Source organism: Actinoplanes lobatus (assembly GCF_014205215.1).
Lineage (GTDB): Bacteria > Actinomycetota > Actinomycetes > Mycobacteriales > Micromonosporaceae > Actinoplanes > Actinoplanes lobatus.
Genome location: NZ_JACHNC010000001.1, coordinates 2,227,872 through 2,247,120 on the forward strand (window position 1 = coordinate 2,227,872; position 19,249 = coordinate 2,247,120).

Annotated in this window: 17 protein-coding genes and 1 pseudogene; 12 read left to right on the top strand and 6 right to left on the bottom strand. The window is 69.0% G+C overall.

Annotated features, from left to right (window positions below; genetic code table 11):
* Positions 1–37 precede the first annotated feature (37 nt).
* Positions 38–505, bottom strand: a complete 468-nt coding sequence (locus tag BJ964_RS10215; protein WP_188120458.1) for a DUF5318 domain-containing protein — start codon at positions 503–505, stop codon at positions 38–40.
* Positions 506–664: 159 nt separating this feature from the next.
* On the opposite strand from BJ964_RS10215, the gene BJ964_RS10220 reads away from it, so the two are divergent.
* Positions 665–1,291: a PadR family transcriptional regulator gene (locus BJ964_RS10220; RefSeq protein ID WP_188120459.1), complete on the top strand. Its 627-nt coding sequence runs from the start codon at positions 665–667 to the stop codon at positions 1,289–1,291.
* A 23-nt stretch (positions 1,292–1,314) separates the two neighbouring features.
* A complete protein-coding gene (locus tag BJ964_RS10225) occupies positions 1,315–2,394 on the top strand; it encodes an inositol-3-phosphate synthase (protein WP_188120460.1) in 1,080 nt (359 codons plus the stop codon).
* A gap of 90 nt (positions 2,395–2,484) precedes the next feature.
* Here the strand turns inward: BJ964_RS10225 and BJ964_RS10230 are convergent, their stop codons facing one another.
* From BJ964_RS10230 to BJ964_RS10240, 3 genes are all read right to left on the bottom strand, one after another.
* The gene (locus tag BJ964_RS10230; RefSeq protein ID WP_188120461.1) at positions 2,485–2,940 is read right to left on the bottom strand and encodes a methylated-DNA--[protein]-cysteine S-methyltransferase; all 456 of its coding nucleotides are present in this window, start codon (positions 2,938–2,940) and stop codon (positions 2,485–2,487) included.
* Between the two features lie 31 nt (positions 2,941–2,971).
* Positions 2,972–3,712: a hypothetical protein gene (locus BJ964_RS10235; protein ID WP_188120462.1), complete on the bottom strand. Its 741-nt coding sequence runs from the start codon at positions 3,710–3,712 to the stop codon at positions 2,972–2,974.
* A 202-nt stretch (positions 3,713–3,914) separates the two neighbouring features.
* Positions 3,915–5,345 carry a CCA tRNA nucleotidyltransferase gene (locus tag BJ964_RS10240; protein WP_188120463.1) on the bottom strand — a complete coding sequence of 477 codons (1,431 nt, stop codon included), beginning with the start codon at positions 5,343–5,345 and terminating at the stop codon, positions 3,915–3,917.
* Positions 5,346–5,448: 103 nt separating this feature from the next.
* Between BJ964_RS10240 and BJ964_RS10245 the strand changes: the two genes are divergently transcribed.
* The 8 genes from BJ964_RS10245 (at position 5,449) to BJ964_RS10280 (ending at position 14,121) form a co-directional block, all read left to right on the top strand.
* On the top strand, positions 5,449–6,342 hold the full coding sequence (locus BJ964_RS10245; RefSeq protein WP_188120464.1) for a hypothetical protein: 894 nt from the start codon (positions 5,449–5,451) through the stop codon (positions 6,340–6,342).
* A 49-nt stretch (positions 6,343–6,391) separates the two neighbouring features.
* Complete coding sequence (gene murJ / locus BJ964_RS10250; RefSeq protein ID WP_188120465.1) at positions 6,392–8,125, top strand: murein biosynthesis integral membrane protein MurJ; 1,734 nt, start codon at positions 6,392–6,394, stop codon at positions 8,123–8,125.
* A 140-nt stretch (positions 8,126–8,265) separates the two neighbouring features.
* The gene (locus BJ964_RS10255) at positions 8,266–9,909 is read left to right on the top strand and encodes a protein kinase family protein (RefSeq protein WP_188120466.1); all 1,644 of its coding nucleotides are present in this window, start codon (positions 8,266–8,268) and stop codon (positions 9,907–9,909) included.
* Between the two features lie 37 nt (positions 9,910–9,946).
* Positions 9,947–10,606 carry an RNA polymerase sigma factor SigM gene (sigM, locus tag BJ964_RS10260; RefSeq protein WP_229807298.1) on the top strand — a complete coding sequence of 220 codons (660 nt, stop codon included), beginning with the start codon at positions 9,947–9,949 and terminating at the stop codon, positions 10,604–10,606.
* Complete coding sequence (locus tag BJ964_RS10265; RefSeq protein WP_188120467.1) at positions 10,603–11,454, top strand: hypothetical protein; 852 nt, start codon at positions 10,603–10,605, stop codon at positions 11,452–11,454. Before sigM ends, BJ964_RS10265 begins: the two co-directional genes overlap by 4 nt.
* 128 nt (positions 11,455–11,582) lie before the next feature.
* A complete protein-coding gene (trxB, locus tag BJ964_RS10270; RefSeq protein WP_188120468.1) occupies positions 11,583–12,542 on the top strand; it encodes a thioredoxin-disulfide reductase in 960 nt (319 codons plus the stop codon).
* A gap of 16 nt (positions 12,543–12,558) precedes the next feature.
* Complete coding sequence (gene trxA, locus BJ964_RS10275; protein ID WP_183226537.1) at positions 12,559–12,882, top strand: thioredoxin; 324 nt, start codon at positions 12,559–12,561, stop codon at positions 12,880–12,882.
* An 87-nt stretch (positions 12,883–12,969) separates the two neighbouring features.
* A complete protein-coding gene (locus tag BJ964_RS10280) occupies positions 12,970–14,121 on the top strand; it encodes an N-acetylmuramoyl-L-alanine amidase (protein WP_188120469.1) in 1,152 nt (383 codons plus the stop codon).
* On the opposite strand, the gene BJ964_RS10285 is transcribed toward BJ964_RS10280, so the two are convergent.
* A complete protein-coding gene (locus tag BJ964_RS10285; protein WP_183226539.1) occupies positions 14,118–14,774 on the bottom strand; it encodes a GNAT family protein in 657 nt (218 codons plus the stop codon). The genes BJ964_RS10280 and BJ964_RS10285 overlap by 4 nt on opposite strands.
* Positions 14,775–14,929: 155 nt before the next feature.
* On the opposite strand from BJ964_RS10285, the gene BJ964_RS10290 reads away from it, so the two are divergent.
* A complete protein-coding gene (locus tag BJ964_RS10290; RefSeq protein ID WP_188120470.1) occupies positions 14,930–16,243 on the top strand; it encodes an aminotransferase-like domain-containing protein in 1,314 nt (437 codons plus the stop codon).
* Complete coding sequence (locus tag BJ964_RS10295) at positions 16,240–17,199, top strand: D-alanine--D-alanine ligase family protein (protein WP_188120471.1); 960 nt, start codon at positions 16,240–16,242, stop codon at positions 17,197–17,199. Before BJ964_RS10290 ends, BJ964_RS10295 begins: the two co-directional genes overlap by 4 nt.
* Positions 17,200–17,596: 397 nt before the next feature.
* Here BJ964_RS10295 and BJ964_RS10300 read toward each other — a convergent pair.
* Positions 17,597–18,247 (bottom strand): annotated as a pseudogene (locus tag BJ964_RS10300) (hypothetical protein); the annotation flags it as partial.
* Between the last annotated feature and the right edge of the window lie 1,002 nt (positions 18,248–19,249).

The following is a 19,249-nucleotide window of genomic DNA, read 5'->3' on the forward strand; positions in this document are numbered from 1 at the left end:
GTCCCAAACCCGTACACGTTAACCAGTTCGGTCCGGTTCATCTCCGGACCTCCCCGTTGTGTGACGAGTCACCTGTCCGGTGGGATCCCCCACCACCGGACGAGACCATAGCGCCGGAGTGCAACGTCTCCTCAGCGGCGAGGCCGTCGCGACCGAGCACGAACCTCTCGACCAGGTGATTCCACGCACAAGCGCGGCACACCTCCACGACGAAGACCTGAAACTCACGCAGCGTCATCGCCATGACGGGCAGTTCGGCCAGTTTGCGGGCCTGCCCGGCGGACTGCTTGAGCTCGTCGCCATAGACGTAGTGCACGAGCGTCAGGTTTTCCCGGCGGCAGATCGGGCAACGCTCGTCGATGGGCTCACCATGGTACGTAGCCGCGTTTCTCAAGTAAGGAGACGCATCGCAGACTTCGAGCGTGCCGATTCGGCCGCTCCGTACGTCACGCAGGACTGCTCGCTTCTGTAGCGAGTAGTCGACGACCTGCCGCTGCGTGCGCATGGCGAAGAGAGTACGCGGTCGTCGCTTTCCCGGCGAACGCCATCACGCTGCGTGGCGCGGCGACTGCACACGATGCCCGAGTTGCGCCCTCGCCCGTCCCGATCTACGGTGACGATGTATCGGGCCGATACATCGGAGCACACTTGTGAGGAGGGGCCAATGCTGGACATGGCGATCCTCGGCCTCTTGCAGGAGGCTCCGATGCATGGGTACGAGCTCCGCAAGGAACTCGCCACCAAGCTCGGCACACTCCGCGCCGCGATCAGTTACGGCACTCTTTACCCCACGTTGAAGCGGCTGAAGCTCGCCGGCTGGATCGGTGAGGCAGAGGCCAACAACGACATCATCCCCCCGATGACCAGCAAGCGGGGGCGGGTTGTCTACAAGATCACGGCCGAGGGCAAGGAGCATTTCGCCGATCTCCTCACCCAGGCCGGCCCGGAGACGTACGACGACGCGGGTTTCGGGGTCCACTTCACCTTCTTCTCCAGGACCGATCGCGCCACCCGGCTGCGCATCCTGGAGGGCCGCCGGCGCCGCATCGAGGAGCGCCGCGAGGGGCTGCGCGAGGTGCTCGCCCGCGCCGCCGACCGCCTCGACGCGTACACGCTCGAGTTGCAGCGGCACGGGCTGGACGCGTGCGAGCGCGAGGTCCGCTGGCTGGAGGAGCTGATCACCAACGAGCGCTCCGGCCGTACCCCCGCTTTTCGAAATCGTGCCGGTCTCGCCGGCGCTCTCAACCCCGATCCCCCGGAAACACCGAGTCCGCAACCGGACCGGCCGTGATGAACAACAAGGAGGCAAACGCGATGGGTTCCGTCCGCGTCGCCATCGTCGGTGTGGGTAACTGCGCCTCGTCCCTCGTGCAGGGCGTGGAGTACTACAAGAACGCCGACCCCAACGACCGCGTCCCGGGTCTCATGCACGTGACCTTCGGCGACTATCACGTATCGGACGTGAAGTTCGTCGCGGCGTTCGATGTGGACGCCAAGAAGGTCGGCATGGACCTCAGCGAGGCGATCGTCGCCAGCGAGAACAACACCATCAAGCTGACCGACGTGCCGCCGAGCGGCGTGTCCGTTCAGCGTGGTCCGACCTTCGACGGTCTCGGCACCTACTACCGCGAGATCATCGAGGAGTCCTCGGCCGAGCCGGTCGACGTCGTGCAGGCGCTGCGCGACGCCGAGGTCGACGTCGTCGTCTCCTACCTGCCGGTGGGCTCCGAGGAGGCCGACAAGTTCTACGCGCAGGCCGCGATCGACGCCGGTTGCGCGTTCGTGAACGCTCTGCCCGTCTTCATCGCCTCCGACCCGGTCTGGGCGAAGAAGTTCGAGGACGCGGGCCTGCCGATCGTCGGTGACGACATCAAGAGCCAGGTCGGCGCCACCATCGTGCACCGCGCGCTGGCGAAGCTGTTCGAAGACCGCGGCGTCGAGCTGCTGCGCACGTACCAGCTCAACTTCGGCGGCAACATGGACTTCATGAACATGCTGGAGCGCAACCGCCTGGTCTCGAAGAAGATCTCGAAGACCCAGTCGGTGACCTCGCAGATCCCGCACGAGATGTCGAAGAGCGACGTGCACATCGGCCCGTCCGACCACGTGCCGTGGCTCGACGACCGGAAGTGGGCCTACATCCGCCTGGAGGGCCGCTCCTTCGGTGACACCCCGCTGAACGCCGAGCTCAAGCTCGAGGTGTGGGACTCGCCGAACTCGGCCGGTGTGATCATCGACGCGGTCCGCGCTGCGAAGATCGCCAAGGACCGCGGCGTCGGTGGCCCGATCCTCTCGGCGTCCTCCTACTTCATGAAGTCCCCGCCGGTGCAGTACAGCGACCACGACGCCCACGCGGCCGTCGAGGCCTTCATCAAGGGCGACATCGAGCGCTGAAAAGCATCACCTGAGCGAAGCGCAAGCTGAGCGGCAAAGGCCGGCCCACGTCGTGGGCCGGCCTTTCGCACATCCCGATCCGGTACGGCGTCAGCTCCAAGCCTTCTGCAGCGCGACCCGGGCCTCGATCTCGAGCAGGATCCGTTTGCGGTCGAGGCCGCCGCCGAAGCCGACCATCTTGCCGCCGGCGCCGACCACCCGGTGGCAGGGGACGATCACCGGGATCGGATTGCGGTTGCAGGCCGTGCCGACCGCGCGGGCCGCACCCGGATCGCCCAGCGCCGTGGCGATCGCCCCATAGGTGATCATCTCGCCGTAGGGGATCTTCGCGATCTCGCCCCAGACGGCCCGCTCGAACTCCGACCCGCCGCGCAACTCGAACGGCACGGTGAAGTCGGTGAGCGCGCCGGAGAAATAGTCCCGCAGCTGCTCGACCGCCGGATGCTCCGTGGACGGCCCCGGCCGGGCGGCGAAACGCACACCCACCACGGCCGGGCCGTCGACGGTCACACCGAGCGGGCCGATCGGCGTCTCGATGACGAACATGCCCCCAAGTCTGCCCCGGGGGTACGACAGGTTACTTGACCTTGACGCCGTCGACGGCCGTCGCGGCGTTGCGAGCGGCGCCACCGGCGTAGACGACCTGCCACACGCCGGTCTTGGTGGCGGTGAACTTCTTGCTGTAGACGCCCTTGCCGTTGGTGGTGGCGGTGCCCTTGTAGGTGAAGGTGGTAGCGCCGGCCGGCTTGAAGTAGACCTTGACCTTGGCGCCGCCGAGCACCTTGCCGTTGACCTTGAGGACGCCCTTGGCGGTCAGCTTCTTGCCCTTGACGACCGGCTCGGGAGCGGCGTTCAGGGTCAGCTTGGAGGGCCGCTTCAGGTAGATGCTCTTGCTCACGAGGTTGGTGAGCTCGGGCTCGTCGTCGCCCGCCGCCAACTGGGCGCCGTAGACCTCGATGGTCCAGCGGCCGGCCGTGTCCTTGCCGCACATCTTGAACGTGCCCTTGTAGGTGGCCGTCGAGCCGACCTGCGCGAACTGGCCGCCCTTGACGGTCTTGCCGCCCGGGGCGTTGATGTCGGCGCCCACGCCGGCGATCTCGTAACCGGCGGTCGGGATCGGCTCGCTGGTGACGGCGGTGATGGTGAAACTCTGGCAGCCGGCCTTGGAGCCGAGCACGAAGACGCTCTTGCTGACCGCGACCGACTTGACGGTGATGTCGAGGGTGGCGGCCTGCGCGGGTGACGCGACGGCCATCAGACCCGCGGTGGGGACGACGGCCAGCAGGGCGGCGAAGGCGCGGGAGCGTACGGAAGTCATGTTTTGTCCCTGGGGTTCGGAGGGGCCGTTCAGGGGGATGATCACTGCAGTTTAGAACGCTACCGTTTCGACGCAACCCGGTTTCCACAGGACATGCAAAGATTCCGATCCTTCCCGCGTCTGTCCTGGTGGAGGTGACCGGTGAAGCAGTCACTGGAAGACGAGTTCACCGGCCGGGACCTGAGCATCGGCGTGCCGTAGGTCAGGAGATGTGGCCCTGCTCCCGGGCCCACTTGAAGAGCTCCGCCTCGGCTTCGTCCCGGTCGAGCGGCCCGTGGTCGAGACGGAGCTCCTTCAGGAAGCGCCACGCCTGACCCACGATCGGGCCCGGCGGCACGCCGAGCAGCTCCATGATCGCGTTGCCGTCCAGGTCGGGGCGGACCTTGGCGAGGTCCTCCTCGGCCGCGATCCGGTCGATCCGCACCTCCAGCGCGTCGTAGTCCGCGGCCAGCTGGGCGGCCTTGCGCCGGTTTCGGGTGGTGACGTCGGAACGGGTCAGCTTGTGCAGCCGGGACAGCAGCGGGCCGGCGTCGGTCACATACCGCCGGACGGCCGAGTCGGTCCACTCGCCCCGCCCGTACCCGTAGAAACGAAGGTGGAGGGCGACCAGCCCGACCACCTCGCCGGTCACGTCCTTGGGGTATTTCATGGCTTTCATCCGCTGCTTGGTGAGCCGCGCGCCGACCACCTCGTGGTGGTGGAAGCTGACCCGGCCGTCGCGCCCGACCGCCTTGGTGGCGGGCTTGCCGATGTCGTGCATGAGCGCGGCCATCCGGAGCACGAAGTCCGGGCTCTCGTCGCCTTCGAGCCGCATCGCGTTGCTCACCACGATCAGCGTGTGCTCGTAGACGTCCTTGTGCTGTGCGTGCTCGTCGATCTCCAGTTTCAGGCCGGAGATCTCGGGCAGGAAGCGGTCGGCCAGCCCGGTGTCGACGAGCAGCCGCAGCCCGGCGAGCGGGTCGGCGCTGGACATCAGCTTGGTGAACTCGTCCCGGATCCGTTCCGCGGTGATCCGGTCGAGATCAGTGGCCATGTCCGACATGGTGGTCACCACCGCCGGGTCCACCGTGAACCGGAGCTTCGCCGCGAACCGCGCCGCCCGCAGCATCCGGAGTGGATCGTCGCCGAACGAGACCTGCGGCGCCGCCGGCGTACGGATCACCCGCGCCGCGAGGTCCCGCAGCCCACCGAACGGGTCGGTGAACTCGTGCCCCGGCACCGACACGGCCATCGCGTTGATCGTGAAGTCACGCCGCGACAGATCGTCCAGCAGCGACGTCCCGTAGGACACCACCGGATTGCGCGTCACCCCGTCGTAGGCCTCGGCCCGGAACGTGGTGATCTCGATCCGCAGCCCGTTCTTCTGGATGCCGATCGTGCCGAACTCGCGCCCGGTCTCCCAGATCGCGTCGGCCCACCCGTTCACCACGGTGAGGGTCTGCTCGGGATGGGCGTCGGTGCAGAAATCGAGGTCGTCGCCGAGGCTGCCGAGCAGCGCGTCGCGGACCGAACCGCCGACCAGATGCAGCTCGTGACCTGCGGCGGCGAACCGCCGCCCGAGCTCGTCGGCGACGGGGGACACGCGGAGCAGCTCGGCTACCGCTTTCTGCTGGGCGGAATTCAGAACAGACATGGGGGTACCAGGGTATCTGCCCGGAGGTCCGCTTCAGGGTGGTGGGTGGGGCGGTTGGATGGCGGCCGTGGCCGTGGGGAGTGTCGCCGGGCAGGATGACAGGATGCCCGTTTCCGAGGCGCTGCGACGCCTGGCCGTGACACCTGCCTTCTGGACGGGTGAGCCGTTCGACACCGAGGGTCTGCCCGCCGAGGTGCACCTCTCGTTCCCGGTGGTGGGCGGCTACGCGCTGGTGCTCGACATCGAGCTGCCCTCCGGCGACCGCGCGCTCGGGCTGCGCCGGCCGTCGGCCAGCGAGCCGGTGCAACTGGGCTGGGCGCCGCCGTCGGGTCCGTACCCGGCGGCTCTGCGCTGGTGGGAGCTGGAGCGCTTCGCCCGGGTGATCGCCCTGTCCGACCCGCTGCTGCCGCATCCTGGCCTGGTGGTGGCCTTGCTGTCGCCGTTCGCGCCGGCCGCCGACGGCGACGATCCGGCGGAGATCGCGGCGGTGCGCGAGGCCGCGTACCGGTCGCTGCACCGGGAGATCCCCTTCGACGAGCAACTGGCGGCCCTGACAGGCGGTCCGGAGCAGGCCCCGCTGCCGCTCTTCACGAGCGAGCGCTGGTGGCCGATGCCGCGGGTGCCGTCGCCGCAGGTCCTGGACGAGGCCGCGATCGCGTCCCTGAGCACCCCGGCCCAGGCGCGGCTCCAGGTCCGTGCCGGGCATCGCTTCCCGCACGAGGACCTTTCCGATCTGGTACGCCACGCGAGCGCTCTGCTGACCGAGTTGCCGAATCAGGACTGGTACGCCGCGACGCGCTCGCTGGCCGGGCGGATCGTCGGCTCGGGCGACCTGACGGCGGTGCCGGACCTGCTCGGCGCGCTGACCGGGGCGGGCTGCGACCACCCGACCGTGCTCGATGCGTTGAGTGAGCCTCTCGTTCCGCTGGAGGCGTGCTGGGTGGTGGAGACCTTGGCCGGGGCCGAGCCCGGCACCCTCCTCCGTCACCACGTGTGATGTCTGCCTTTATGGTGGCTCCATCATCGGTAGGGCTCGGGAGGCTCGGGTGAACGGCGGCCTGTACCGCAGCACGCATGCGACACCGGACGGACAACCGCCGGCGCAGGAGGGCGTCACCGTCGTCTCGGTGGACGCCCCGGACCCGGAGCAACAGCGGCCCGCCGCACCCGAGGGGGGCAGCACCACCGGGCAGAGCGCGATCATGGCGATCGGCAGCCTGGTGAGCCGTTTGATCGGCTTCGTCCGCAACGCGATGATCGGCATGGCCCTGGGCGGCTACGTGGGCAGCGCCTTCACCAGCGCCCAGTTCCTGCCCGGCCAGATCTACGAGCTGCTGCTCGGCGGGATCCTCTCCAGCGTGCTGATCCCGCTGCTGGTGCGGCGCCGCAAGGCGGATCCGGACGGCGGCCAGGAGTTCACCCAGAAGCTGCTGACCTTCGCGGTGGTCATGCTCGGCATCGCGACGCTCCTGGTGGTGGCCGGGGCGCCGTTGATCACCGCGATCCAGGCCAGCGCCAAGACCCCGGACGCCTACCGCGACCTGGTCACCAACTTCGCGTACCTGATCCTGCCGATCATCTTCTTCACCGGTGTGTCCGCGCTGATCGGCGCGGTGCTGAACGTACGCGGGCACTTCGCCGCGCCGATGTGGGCGCCGATCCTCAACAACATCGTGGTCATCGCGGTGTGCGGGGTCTTCCTCATGGCCTTCGGCTCGGAGCAGGAGCTGACGCCGGAGAACATCAGCCCCGGCGCGATCGCGCTGATGGGCGGCGGCATGCTGCTCGGCATGGTGGTGCAGGCGATCGGCCTGCTGCCGGCGCTGCGCAAGGTCGGCTTCCACTGGAAGTGGCGCTGGGACCCGCGGTCGCTCGGGATGCGCGAGATCGGCAACCTGGCCGGCTGGATGCTCTGCTACGTCGCGGCCAACCAGGTGGCGGTCTTCGCGGTGGCCCGCATCCTGAACGACGTCGCCGGCGAGAAGAGCCCCAGCACCATCGGCTACAACAACGTCTTCCTGCTCATCATGATGGCGCACGGCATCATCGGCGTCTCGGTGATGACCGCGCTGCTGCCGAAGATGAGCGCGGCCGCCGCCGACGGCCGGTACGCCGAGGTCAGCGCCGACCTGACCCGCGGCATCAAGCTGGTCTCCGCGGCTCTCGCCCCGATCGTGGTCGCCTACGCCGTGCTCGGCGCGCCGATCGCGGTCGTGCTCTTCGAGGGCGGGCGGATCACCAACGACGACGCGCTGGCCATGGGCACGGTCCTGACCGTGGCCGCGTTCGCCGTGCTGCCGCTGTCGATCAGCTTCCTCTGCACGAACGCCTTCTACGCGCTCCAGGCCAACAAGTCGGCCGCGCTGATCAACCTGCCGGTGGTGGCGGTCCGGATCCTCGGGTACTTCGTACTGGCCGGGCTCCTCGAGGCCTCGCTGGTCGCGGCGGGCATGACCGCCGCCAACGCGATCTCCTACCTGCTGTCGGCGCTGATCTCGCTGGCCGTCCTGCGGCGCCGGATCGGCCGGCTGGACCTGGGTTCGGTGGCCGGCTCGCTGCTGCGGGTGGTGCTCGCCGCCGGTGTCGCGGCGGCCGTGGGCCTGCTGGTGGTCAGCCTGCTGCCCGGCTCGGGCGAGCCGGACGGCCGGGTCGAGGCGATCGTGCAGATCGCCGTCGGCGGTGCGGTGATCCTGATCGCCTACCTGGGTACGGCCCTGCTGCTGCGTGTTCACGAGGTGAGCCAGGTGGTCGGGATGGTTCGCCGGAAGATCGGTCGCTGATCCCCCGATAAACGTCCTGAACAGGTGATTCTCGACTGATCAGACACTGATTCAGCCGATTCGTGTCGCCTGGCGCCGATGCCGCGCCGGGGGGACGACCTGCCAGACCATGGCCGAGTACGGGTATGGTCGGTGTCGGCATGTGCGCCGGAGCCTCGTGTTGTTCAGCGCCCGAGTCTGCAGCACCCGAGAAGCACACCGAGGAATGCACCACCGAGGGAGGACTGGTGACCCAGGTCGGCGAAGGCCACGAGACCGCGGCCGACGGAGCCGGGCCGGTCATGACCTTCGGTGCCCCCACCGTCGGTGAGATCCTGGCCGAGCGCTACCAGCTGGAACAGCACGTCAACAACGACAGTGCGGGCCGGCAGGTCTGGCGGGGCATCGACGTCATCCTGCGCCGGGCGGTCGCCGTCGTTCTCCGGCATCCGGGCGGTGACTCGGCCACCGAGATGCTCCAGGCCGCCGTCGCGGCGAGCCGGGTGATCCACCCCAACCTGGTCGGCGTCTATGACGCGATCGACGAGCAGCAGCGGGCCTACGTGGTCCGGGAGTGGGTGGACGGCGAGTCGCTGCGCGATCTGATCGGCGCCGAGGGTCCCCTGGACCCGGCGCGGGCGATCGCCATCGCGCACTCGGTGGCCGACGCGCTCACCGCGGTGCATGCCACCGGCATGGTGCACGGCAATGTGCATCCCGGCAGCACCCTGATCGCCGACGACGGCCGGGTCGTGCTGGCGGACGCGCGGGCCGACGCGGCCGGCAGCAACGAGACGGACGTCCGCGCGGTCGGCGGCATCCTGTATTTCGCTCTCACCGGTCACTGGCCGCACGCCGAGGTGGGCCAGTCCGGCCTGCCGGATGCGAATCGCGACAGTTCCGGCAACCCGGCGGCTCCGCGTCAGATCCGGGCCGGTGTCCCGGCGTACCTCGACGATCTGACCATGGACCTGCTGGACCGTCGCGTCGCCGCCCCGGCGTCCGACGCGCTCACCGCGGAGCTCGGCCGGCTGGACGCCGCCTCCGAGGACGACGAGTACGAGGACGTCGGTCCCCTGCGCTTCGTGCAGGGCGGCGGTTCGGGCTCCAGCGAGCCGGTCCGTAGCGCGCCGAAGATCCTGCTCGGGGTCGGCGCCCTGGTGGTCATCGCGATCATCGGCCTGATCTTCGGCATCAACGCGATCAACGACACCAGCTCCAACGCCGACAACGGCCAGTCGACGACGGCCGGCGGCGCCACGGGGCAGGACGGCACCCCCGACGTGACGCAGACCCAGGCGCCCGTGCCGAAGCAGATCAAGCTGACCGCCGACATGGTGCGCATCGTCGACCCGCCGCCCGGCGACCGTGACGACGCCTCCGAGGCGAAGCTGACCGTCGACGGCAACCAGGAGACCGCGTGGAAGCTGGCGTGGTATTCGCAGCCCAAGTTCGGTAACAGCAAGAAGGGCATGGGCCTGCTGATCGACCTGGGCGAGGCACGGTCGCTGTCCGAGGTGCAGGTCACCACGTCGGCGCCGGGTGTGGTGATGGACCTGCGGGTCGGCACCAGCGACCCGGGCGACAGCTCCAACGGTGACAAGAAGGTGCTCGAGCAGTTCACGTCGCTCAGCGACGCCGAGGGCGGCCCGACCAAGAGCACCGGCACCAAGCACGTGCTCTCCGTTGCCGACCCGACCCAGAAGTACCAGTACGTCATGGTCTTCCTGAGCGAGCTGCCGCGTAACGAGGACACCCCGGGCTACCAGGTCAACGTCAACGAGATCGAGCTGTACGGATACTGAGACCTCACGGCGTGTTCCCCTGCACTAGATTGCTGACGTGACTTTCCGGGACGGATCAGGCGCGACGCCGAGCGACGCCGAGCTGGTCCGTGCCCACGTGGCCGGCGATCGGGAGGCGTTCGCCGAGCTGGTCCGCCGCCATCGGGACCGGCTCTGGGCGGTGGCGCTGCGGACCGTCGGCGACCGCGAGGAGGCCGCCGACGCGGTTCAGGACGCCCTGCTCAACGCACATCGCAACGCGGCCCGGTTCCGCGGCGAGGCGGCCGTCACGACGTGGCTGCACCGGATCGTGGTGAACGCCTGCCTCGACCGGATCCGCCGGCGGCAGGCGCACCCGACCGTGCCGCTGCCGGAGGGCAACCGTGACGACGACCGCCCCTCCGGTCCGGAGCCGGCCGCACCCGCCCCCGACCAGGACACGGTTCTCGTGGTGCGGGAGGCGCTGGCCGCCCTGCCGGTCGAGCAGCGGGCCGCGATCGTGCTGGTCGACGTTCAGGGGTACGGCGTGGCCGAGGCCGCGGCGATGCTCGGCGTGGCGGAGGGCACGGTGAAGAGCCGGTGCGCCCGCGGCCGCGCCAGAATGGCGGTGACCCTGGGGTATCTCCGGGGGAACCGGACCGGCGGTGGGACCGTCCCATCCAGGTCGGAGTCGGCGGGACCGCTGCCGACCGGACCGGAACGGAGGGAGCCACGGTGACGGGCGCCGAGTTCGACGGGGTCGACCTCGACCTTCTCGCCGACTATGTCGGTGGCGCCCTGGACGGCACCCCGGACCAGGAGCGAGTGGCCACCCTGGTGTCCGGGGACCCGGCCTGGCGCAGGGCTTTCGAGATGCTGGAGCCGGGCATGATCGCGGTCGAGGCGGCGCTGCGGGAGTTCGAGCCCGAGCCGATGCCCGGCGATCTGGCGGCCCGCCTGGACGCGATGTTCCGGGTTCCGGAGGAGATTCCGGGCGGTGCGGACGCCGTACCCGCGAAGATTGTTGATCTTGATGGGGTGCGGCGTGCGCGGGCACGACGGTGGGCCGCGCCGATCGGAGTGGCGGCCGCCGTGCTCGCGTTCGCCGGATTCGGCGTGAGCCAGCTCTCCGACGTGGGCGTGACCAACGACAGCGCGGAAAGCACCGCGGCCGGAGGAGCCGCCGACCAGAGCGCCCCGCTGATGGCCAGCATCCCGGCGGACAACGTGATCTTCAGCGACACCGACTACACCGCCGGCACGCTCGTCGGGACGAGCGCGAAACGGTCCCAGGCCGGTGTCCTGTCGGACAGCTCCGAGCCGGCGACCGCGCAGGCCAGCGGATTCAGTCCACTCGCCCGGCTGATCGACCCGTCCGGGCTGATCAGCTGCCTCGATGCGATCACGCGGAGCAACGGGGACGGCCAGATCGCGGTGGAATTGGTCGACTACGCCAGGTTCGACGGGGAACCGGCGATGATCGTCCGGTTCAGCGCGGCCAACGGCGTCTGGGTGTGGGCGGTGGGTCCGGAGTGCGGCGCACCCGGTGCTGGCGCGGACACCGTCGAGCAACTCCCGGTACGCTGACCGAACCCCCCTTCGCGTGAGGTCCGACACGGGCCCGGCCGGGGAATGGCGAATGCCTAGCATGACGTTTTAGCGTGCAGTGTCGCCGACTAAAACGCGTGCGACGAAAACAGACTGAGGAGTCGGCAGTGGACGAGGTCCGCAATCTGATCATCATCGGTTCCGGACCGTCGGGCTACACCGCGGCGTTGTACGCGGCCCGCGCCAACCTGAACCCCCTGGTGATCGAGGGTGTGAACTCCGGCGGCGCCCTGATGACCACCACCGAGGTGGAGAACTTCCCGGGACACCGGGACGGGATCATGGGCCCGGCGCTGATGGACAACATGCGCGCCCAGGCGGAGAAGTTCGGCGCCGAGTTCCTGACCGACGACGTCACCCGGGTCGAGCTGACCGACAAGCCGACCGAGGCCGGCACCGAGGGCCTCAAGACGGTCTGGGTCGGTGACCAGCAGTTCTTCGCCCGTGCCGTGATCCTGGCGACCGGCTCCGCGTGGCGGCCGATCGGCGTGCCCGGCGAGCAGGAGCTGCTCGGCCACGGCGTCTCGTCCTGTGCCACCTGTGACGGCTTCTTCTTCCGCGGCCACGACATCGTGGTGGTCGGCGGCGGCGACTCGGCGATGGAGGAGGCCACCTTCCTCACCCGGTTCGCCGAGACCGTGACCATCGTGCACCGCCGTGACTCGTTCCGGGCCAGCAAGGTCATGCAGAAGCGGGCGCTGGACAACCCGAAGATCAAGATCGAGTGGAACTCGGTGGTCGAGGAGATCCTCGGCGAGGACGGCAAGGTCACCGGCGTCCGCCTGAAGAACGTGCAGTCCGGCGAGGCCAAGGTCCTCGACGTCACCGGTGTCTTCGTGGCGATCGGCCACGACCCGCGCAGCGAGCTCTTCAAGGGCCAGATCGAGCTGGACGACGAGGGCTATGTGAAGGTGCAGTCGCCCAGCACCCGGACCAACGTCCAAGGCGTGTTCGCCGCGGGTGACCTGGTCGACCACACCTACCGGCAGGCCATCACCGCCTCCGGCACCGGCTGTGCCGCAGCGCTCGACGCCGAGCGCTTCATCGCTTCATTCGTAGAGCTGTAAGACCCGGGAGGTCCTCGTGGGAGCAACCAAGGTGGTCACCGACGCCACCTTCGCCGATGACGTGCTGCGTTCCGACAAGCCGGTGCTGGTGGACTTCTGGGCCGAGTGGTGCGTGCCCTGCAAGAAGGTCGACCCGCTGCTCGCCGAGATCGCCGCCGAGATGGGCGACAAGGTGGAGATCGTCAAGGTGAACATCGACGAGAATCCGCAGACCGCCATGGCGTACCAGGTCATGTCGGTGCCGACGCTGACCATCTTCAAGGATGGTGAGCGGATCAACTCGGTGGCCGGCGCCAAGCCCAAGAGCTTCCTGGTCAACTTCATCGAGTCGGCGCTCTGACGCTTTCGAGCACAACGCCCCGCGCCCGTCCGGGTCGCGGGGCGTACTCTCCGGAGGGTCGTCCTTTCTCGTCCTAGGGAGTCGTGAGTGCGGTCCATCCGACGCGGAGACACCGGCCCAGCTGTTTCCGAGATTCGGTCGATCCTGGTCGGCCTGGAATTGCTCGACGAGGCTGAACCCGACGTCTTCGACGAGGCGCTGGAGACCGCGGTCCGCGCCTTCCAGCAGAACCGTGGTCTCGGCGTGGACGGGATGGTCGGCGACGAGACATGGGGCGCGCTGGACGCGGCCCGCTGGCGGCTCGGCTCCCGGACCCTGTTCCATTCGGTGCCCGACGCGCTCGTCGGCGAGGACGTCCGGGCGCTCCAGGAGCGGCTGCTCGAGATGGGGTACGACACCGGTCGCCCCGACGCCGTCTACGGCGCCCGGACAGCCCGCGCGGTGGCCCAGTTCCAGCGCGAGATCGGCCTCGTCCAGGACGGCTCCTGCGGCCCGCAGACCATGAAGGCGCTGCGCCGGCTGGGCCGCAAGGTGGTCGGCGGCCGCCCGCAGTGGCTGCGCGAGGCCGAGGCGTTCCGGCAGTCCGGTCCCAACCTGGTCGGCAAGACGATCGTCATCGACCCGGGCCACGGCGGTGGCGACGACACCGGCGTCCTGGTGCCGGACGGGCCACTCCGGTGGAACGAGGCCGACCTGGTGTTCGACCTGGCCTCCCGGCTGGAGGGCCGGCTCTCCGCGGCCGGCATGCGGGTGCACCTGACCCGCGGTCCGTCACCGGCCGCCCCGATGAGCGGCGCCGAACGGGCCGCCCTGGCCAACAGCCTCGGCGCCGATCTGCTGATCTCGCTGCATCTGGACGGGCACACGTCCGACGCGGCCGAGGGCGTGGCGACCTACCACTACGGCACCGGAAACGGGCTCAGCTCCACCGTGGGCGAGCGGCTCGCGGCCCTGGTCCAGCGGGAGATCGTCGTGCGCGCCGGGATGCACGACTGCCGGACCCACGCGAAGACCTGGGACCTGCTGCGCCTCACCCGGATGCCGACGGTCCGGGTCGACCTCGGTTACCTGACCTCGCCGACGGACCGGGAGCGGCTGATCGACCCGATGTTCCGGGAGCAGATCGTCGAGGCGCTGCTCGCCGCGGTCCAGCGGATGTACTTCCCGGTGGAACGGGACGTGCCGACCGGGTCGATCGACGTACGCCAGCTTCGTTTGGCTTTGGCTGACAAGAACTAGTTGTCGGCGGACCGCGTTGCGGTCACCGGCCGGACCGGGCGCAGCAGCGTCTCCGGGCTCATCGAGCCGAGCAGCTTCTCCAGCGCGTACTCGACGTCGGACTTCCAGGACAGGGCCGTCCGCAGCTCCAGCCGCAACCGCGGGAACCGGGGGTGCGGGCGGACCGTCTTGAAGCCCACCGACAGGAAGAAATCGACCGGGGCCACACACGTCGCGTCGGCCTCGTCCGGTTTGGCGTCACCGAAGGCCTCCACGGCCTTCACACCGCGCTTGGTGAGGTCACGGGCGACCCCCTGCACCAACATCCGGCCCAGCCCGCCACCGGCAAAGGCGGGCACCACCTTGGCCGTGGTGAGCAGAGCGGCGTCGGCGCTCACCGGGGACGTCGGGAAGGCCATCGAGCGGGGCACGTAGGCGGGTGGCGCGTACATGACGAACCCGGCCGGCATGCCGTCCACATAGGCGAGCTTGCCGCAGGAACCCCACTCCAGGAGCGTCTGGGAGACCCACGCCTCCTTCTCCAGACCGGGGTCGCCGGTGGCGCAGGCCCGCTCCGCGGAGACCGGATCCAGCTCCCAGTAGACGCACTCACGGCACGGCCGGGGCAGGTCCTCGAGCGTGTCGAGGGTGAGATTGACCAGGCGTCGCGACATGGCGGCCCCCTTGCAGCTCGCTCACGGGACAGGACCGGACGCCGCCGCGCCCCCGCCGAATCCTACGTCGGAACCACCATGAACGGGAGCAGGTCGGGCAAGAGCCAGCCCCGACTAGGATCGCTGTCAGTCCCGTTTATGAAGAGGTGATTCGCATGACCGGTACCACCCAGGACGATTACACCGATCGGTACGCGCGACGCGTCCGCGGAATGACGACGTCCGAGATCCGTGCCCTGTTCGCCACGGCGAGCCGCCCCGAAGTGGTGTCGCTGGCCGGCGGCTCACCCTACATCGCCGCGCTGCCGCTCGACGCGGTCGGGGAAATGCTCGGCGACCTGGCCTCCAAACAGGGCGCCACCAGCCTTCAGTACAGCATCGGCCAGGGCACCGTCGAGCTGCGCGAGCGCATCTGCGAGGTGATGACCCTCTCCGGCATCCACAACGCCTCGCCGGACGACGTGGTGGTCACCGTCGGCGGCCAGCAGGCCCTCGACCTCCTGGCCCGGTTGTTCCTCGACCCGGGCGACGTGGTGCTCGCCGAGGGGCCGACCTACGTCGGCGCACTCGGCGTCTTCCAGGCCGCCCAGGCACAGGTCCGGCACGTGGCAATGGACGCCGAGGGCCTCATCCCGGAAGCACTCGAGGAGGCCATCGAGGCCACCGCACGGGCCGGCCGCAAAGCGAAGTTCCTCTACACGATCCCGACCTTCCAGAACCCGGCCGGTGTCACCCTCTCGGAGGACCGACGGGAACGCGTCCTCGACATCTGCGAGCGCGCCGGACTGCTGGTGGTGGAGGACGACCCGTACGGAATGCTCGCCTTCGAGGGTGAGGCGCCGCTGCCGTTGCGGGCCCGCCGCCGTGAGGGCGTCTTCTACTGCTCCACCTTCTCCAAGACGTTCGCGCCCGGCCTGCGCGTCGGCTGGATCCTGGCGCCGCACGCCGTCCGGGAGAAGCTGGTCATGATGAGCGAGGCCAACGTGCTGTGCCCGAGCGCGTTCGCCCAGGGCGCCGTCAGTCAGTACCTGTCGACCATGCCGTGGCGCGAACAGCTCAAGGTGTACCGGGAGATCTACCGCGAACGCCGGGACGCCCTGCTCGGCGCCCTCGATGACCTGATGCCGGCCGGCACCACATGGACCCGCCCGACCGGCGGCCTGTTCGTCTGGGCGACCCTGCCCGAGGGCCTCGACTCCAAGGCGATGATGCCGCGCGCCATAGCCGCCCGGGTCGCCTACGTGCCCGGCACCGGCTTCTACGCCGACGGCACCGGCCGCAACAACATGCGCCTCAACTTCAGCTTCTCCGCGCCGGACCGGCTCCGGGAAGGCGTCCGCCGCCTCTCCGGCGTCATGGAGCAGGAACTGGCCATGCGCGCCGTCTTCGGCGGGGGCGCACTGCAACAGAGCCACCAGCGCCGTCGCGGCCCGGCCGCTGCCGACGCTCCCGGCCCCGACTTGGCATGATCTCAACCATGGATGTACGAGTTCTCGTCCTTGCCGGTGGACTGTCCTACGAGCGGGACGTGTCGTTGCGGTCCGGTCGCCGGGTGCTGGACGCGCTCCGTGCCTCCGGCCTGACCGCCGACATGCACGACGCGGACGTCTCACTGCTTCCCACGTTGCAGGCCGACCCGCCGGACGCCGTCGTCATCGCACTGCACGGCGCCACCGGTGAGGACGGTTCGCTGCGCGGGGTGCTCGACCTGTGTGAAGTGCCGTACGTCGGTGCCGACGCCCGGACCGCCCGCCTCGCGTGGGACAAGCCGTCCGCCAAGTCGATGCTGCGTGAGGCCGGGATCCCGACGCCGGACTGGGTGGCGCTGCCGCACGACCGGTTCTCCGAGCTGGGTGCGGTGGCGGTGCTCGACCGGATCGTGTCCCGGCTGGGGCTGCCGCTCATGGTCAAGCCCGCGCAGGGCGGGTCCGGGCTGGGCGCCGCGGTGGTCCGGGACGCCGCGGACCTGCCGGCGGCAATGGTGGGCTGTTTCGCGTACGACTCGACCGCGCTGGTCGAGCAATATGTGACCGGCACCAACGTCGCCGTCTCGATCATCGACCTGGGGACGGGGCCGGAGGCGCTACCGATCGTCGAGATCGTGCCGCGGGACGGGGTGTACGACTACGCGGCCCGCTATACGGCCGGCCTGACCACCTGGCACGTGCCGGCACGACTGTCGCCGGAGGTGGCGGCGAAGGTGTCCGAGACAGCGCTGTCGGCGTACAAGGCTCTCGGTCTGCGCGACCTGTCCCGAATCGACGTGATCGTCGGGGAGGACGGGGAGCCGCGGGTCCTGGGATGCAACGTGTCGCCGGGGATGACGGAGACGTCGTTGCTGCCGCTGGCCGTTCAGGCTGCCGGCGTCGACCTGGGTGCGGTGCTCAGTGCGCTGGTGGAGAGGGCGGTCGCCCGCAAGGGTTAGGCGTTAACCCTTTGTCGTAGCCGGGGCGGTGGGCCATACGGGCCCGCCGCCCCTTGCCGTTCCGGGCGGCGTGTCGTTGCCCTTTGTCGTTGCCGGGGCGGTGGGCCGTGCAGGCCCGCCGCCCCTTGCCGTTCCGGGCGGCGTGTCGCCGCCCTTCCCTATGTCGTTGTCCTTTGTCGTTGCCGGGCCGGTGGGCCGTGCAGGCCCGCCGCCCCTTGCCGTACCGGGGCGGTGTGCCGCCGCCCTATGTCGTTGCCGGGGCGGTGGGTGGCCCGCCGCCCCTTTTGCTGTACTCGGGACGGTGGCTCGCCGCCCTTGGCGTTGCCCCATGTCGTTGTCGGGGCGGTGGGTCGTACTGATCCACCGCTCCTTGTCCTACCCGGGATTCTCAGTAGCCGTTGTTCGCATTGTGGATACCGGAGCTGCCGGCCGGGTTCCCGCCGGTTTCCACATCCCCGAGGGTGACCGGCCGCCGGTCGGCTTCCTCGGTCGCGTCGACATCGGTCGGGACCGGCACGTTGAGAGTGGCCGGCGACTCCCACTCGATGTGCGCCGGCTCCGCGTTGGCCTTGCCACCGAAGTCGGCGAGCCAGGCGGCAACCAGGGCGAGATTCTCCCGCCACTGCGACTCGGGAACGACCGGCAATATGTCGTCCCAGAGCGACAGGAACGTCCCACGAAGCTGGAGCCGGCCGTAGGGGCGAGCCAGGAACCACATGTGCAGGTGCGCTGAGCCGTCGCCCCACCGATTCACGTGAACCCGTGCGACACCGTCCAACGACCGAATCGCTCGCTCCAGGCGCACGGTCATCACACCGAGCTCCGCTGCCAGCAGGTTCGGAAGGTCACCGAGATCCAGGTGGGATCGGCATTCCAGGATGAGGACCATCGGCAAACCGGTCGGACGGTCCATGGCGCGAACCCGCCACCGCTCACTGACCCAGATGTAGGCGTCATCGGACGTGCCGCACGCCACACAATCCGAGGCGTCTTCGCCGCTGCGTGGCGGCTCGATCTCTACCGGTGGTGCGAGTTTCTTCACCCGCATATCGCCTTCGAAGGGAAATGACGGCCAGCGTGTGAAGTCAGGAAGCGGGGTGGTGTTCTCAGACACGTCGTGACCTTAGCCCAGCGCAGGACGGGCTGTCCCGGGTCAATTTCGCACGACGGGGGGATGTCTTTATACCCACCGGAGCCGGGCACGTGACGTAGACAACGGTGACGCTCCGTCTCTCCACACAACCGTCCCCAAGTTATCCACAGGAGTTATCCACAGGCACTCCCGTTTCACGTGAAACACGACGTAGAAGGCTTGCACGCCCTGTGGATAGACCGGTGGACGACCGACGCGACATCGGCGTCGTTTCACGTGAAACACCGGTGGCCACACCATCAACAGGTGCAACACACAGCCTGTGGATAGTGGTATCCACGCATGTCCGTCCCTCATACGGGGGCCGTCGTGAATTCTCACCTTGGTGGCGCCCGCAGGCCCGTGAGCTGCTCCTGAAGGCACGTGCGAAATCGACGATCCGGTAGATGGTCATCGAACTGACACCTCGCCGGTCCAGGGCATGCGGCGGGGTCGCTACCCACGTGGCCTTGCACGGCTCATGCCGCAGCGGCTAGGCCGGCCGCTTGTGTCCAATCAGGACGACCGTTGGGTACCGACCGCCTGTGCATAACTACTAAAGGTAGGGGTTCGATCTCTCAGTGCATCCGGCGTCCAAGGCAGACGCTGCATCCCGAGCCTGCTTCATGGCACGGTGGCTCTGGGCCGTGGTGTGTTGCCTGGATCCGTCAACGCTCAAGGAGTAGGTACGACGGCTGCATCTCGATTCACCAACACGACCCTGACTCGGACCCAACTCATCGGTCCGTGCTTGAGCCGGCCCCACTTGCCGACAACTGCCTTCCCAGCGGCGGGGCTACCAGCTCAACCGTCGTCGTAGAAATCCTGTGATGGCTGGAGCCATTTCAGGCCCGTCTTGGTAGGACCGTTTCAACACCGTCATAGCCACATGGGCAACGACAGCCCATGGGTGCTGTC

Coding starts and splice junctions, on each gene's coding strand:
- BJ964_RS10215 (WP_188120458.1), bottom strand. CDS start 505: ATGCGCACGCAGCGGCAGGTCGTCGACTACTCGCTACAGAAGCGAGCA.
- BJ964_RS10220 (WP_188120459.1), top strand. CDS start 665: ATGCTGGACATGGCGATCCTCGGCCTCTTGCAGGAGGCTCCGATGCAT.
- BJ964_RS10225 (WP_188120460.1), top strand. CDS start 1,315: ATGGGTTCCGTCCGCGTCGCCATCGTCGGTGTGGGTAACTGCGCCTCG.
- BJ964_RS10230 (WP_188120461.1), bottom strand. CDS start 2,940: ATGTTCGTCATCGAGACGCCGATCGGCCCGCTCGGTGTGACCGTCGAC.
- BJ964_RS10235 (WP_188120462.1), bottom strand. CDS start 3,712: ATGACTTCCGTACGCTCCCGCGCCTTCGCCGCCCTGCTGGCCGTCGTC.
- BJ964_RS10240 (WP_188120463.1), bottom strand. CDS start 5,345: ATGTCTGTTCTGAATTCCGCCCAGCAGAAAGCGGTAGCCGAGCTGCTC.
- BJ964_RS10245 (WP_188120464.1), top strand. CDS start 5,449: ATGCCCGTTTCCGAGGCGCTGCGACGCCTGGCCGTGACACCTGCCTTC.
- BJ964_RS10255 (WP_188120466.1), top strand. CDS start 8,266: ATGTGCGCCGGAGCCTCGTGTTGTTCAGCGCCCGAGTCTGCAGCACCC.
- BJ964_RS10285 (WP_183226539.1), bottom strand. CDS start 14,774: ATGTCGCGACGCCTGGTCAATCTCACCCTCGACACGCTCGAGGACCTG.
- BJ964_RS10290 (WP_188120470.1), top strand. CDS start 14,930: ATGACCGGTACCACCCAGGACGATTACACCGATCGGTACGCGCGACGC.
- BJ964_RS10295 (WP_188120471.1), top strand. CDS start 16,240: ATGATCTCAACCATGGATGTACGAGTTCTCGTCCTTGCCGGTGGACTG.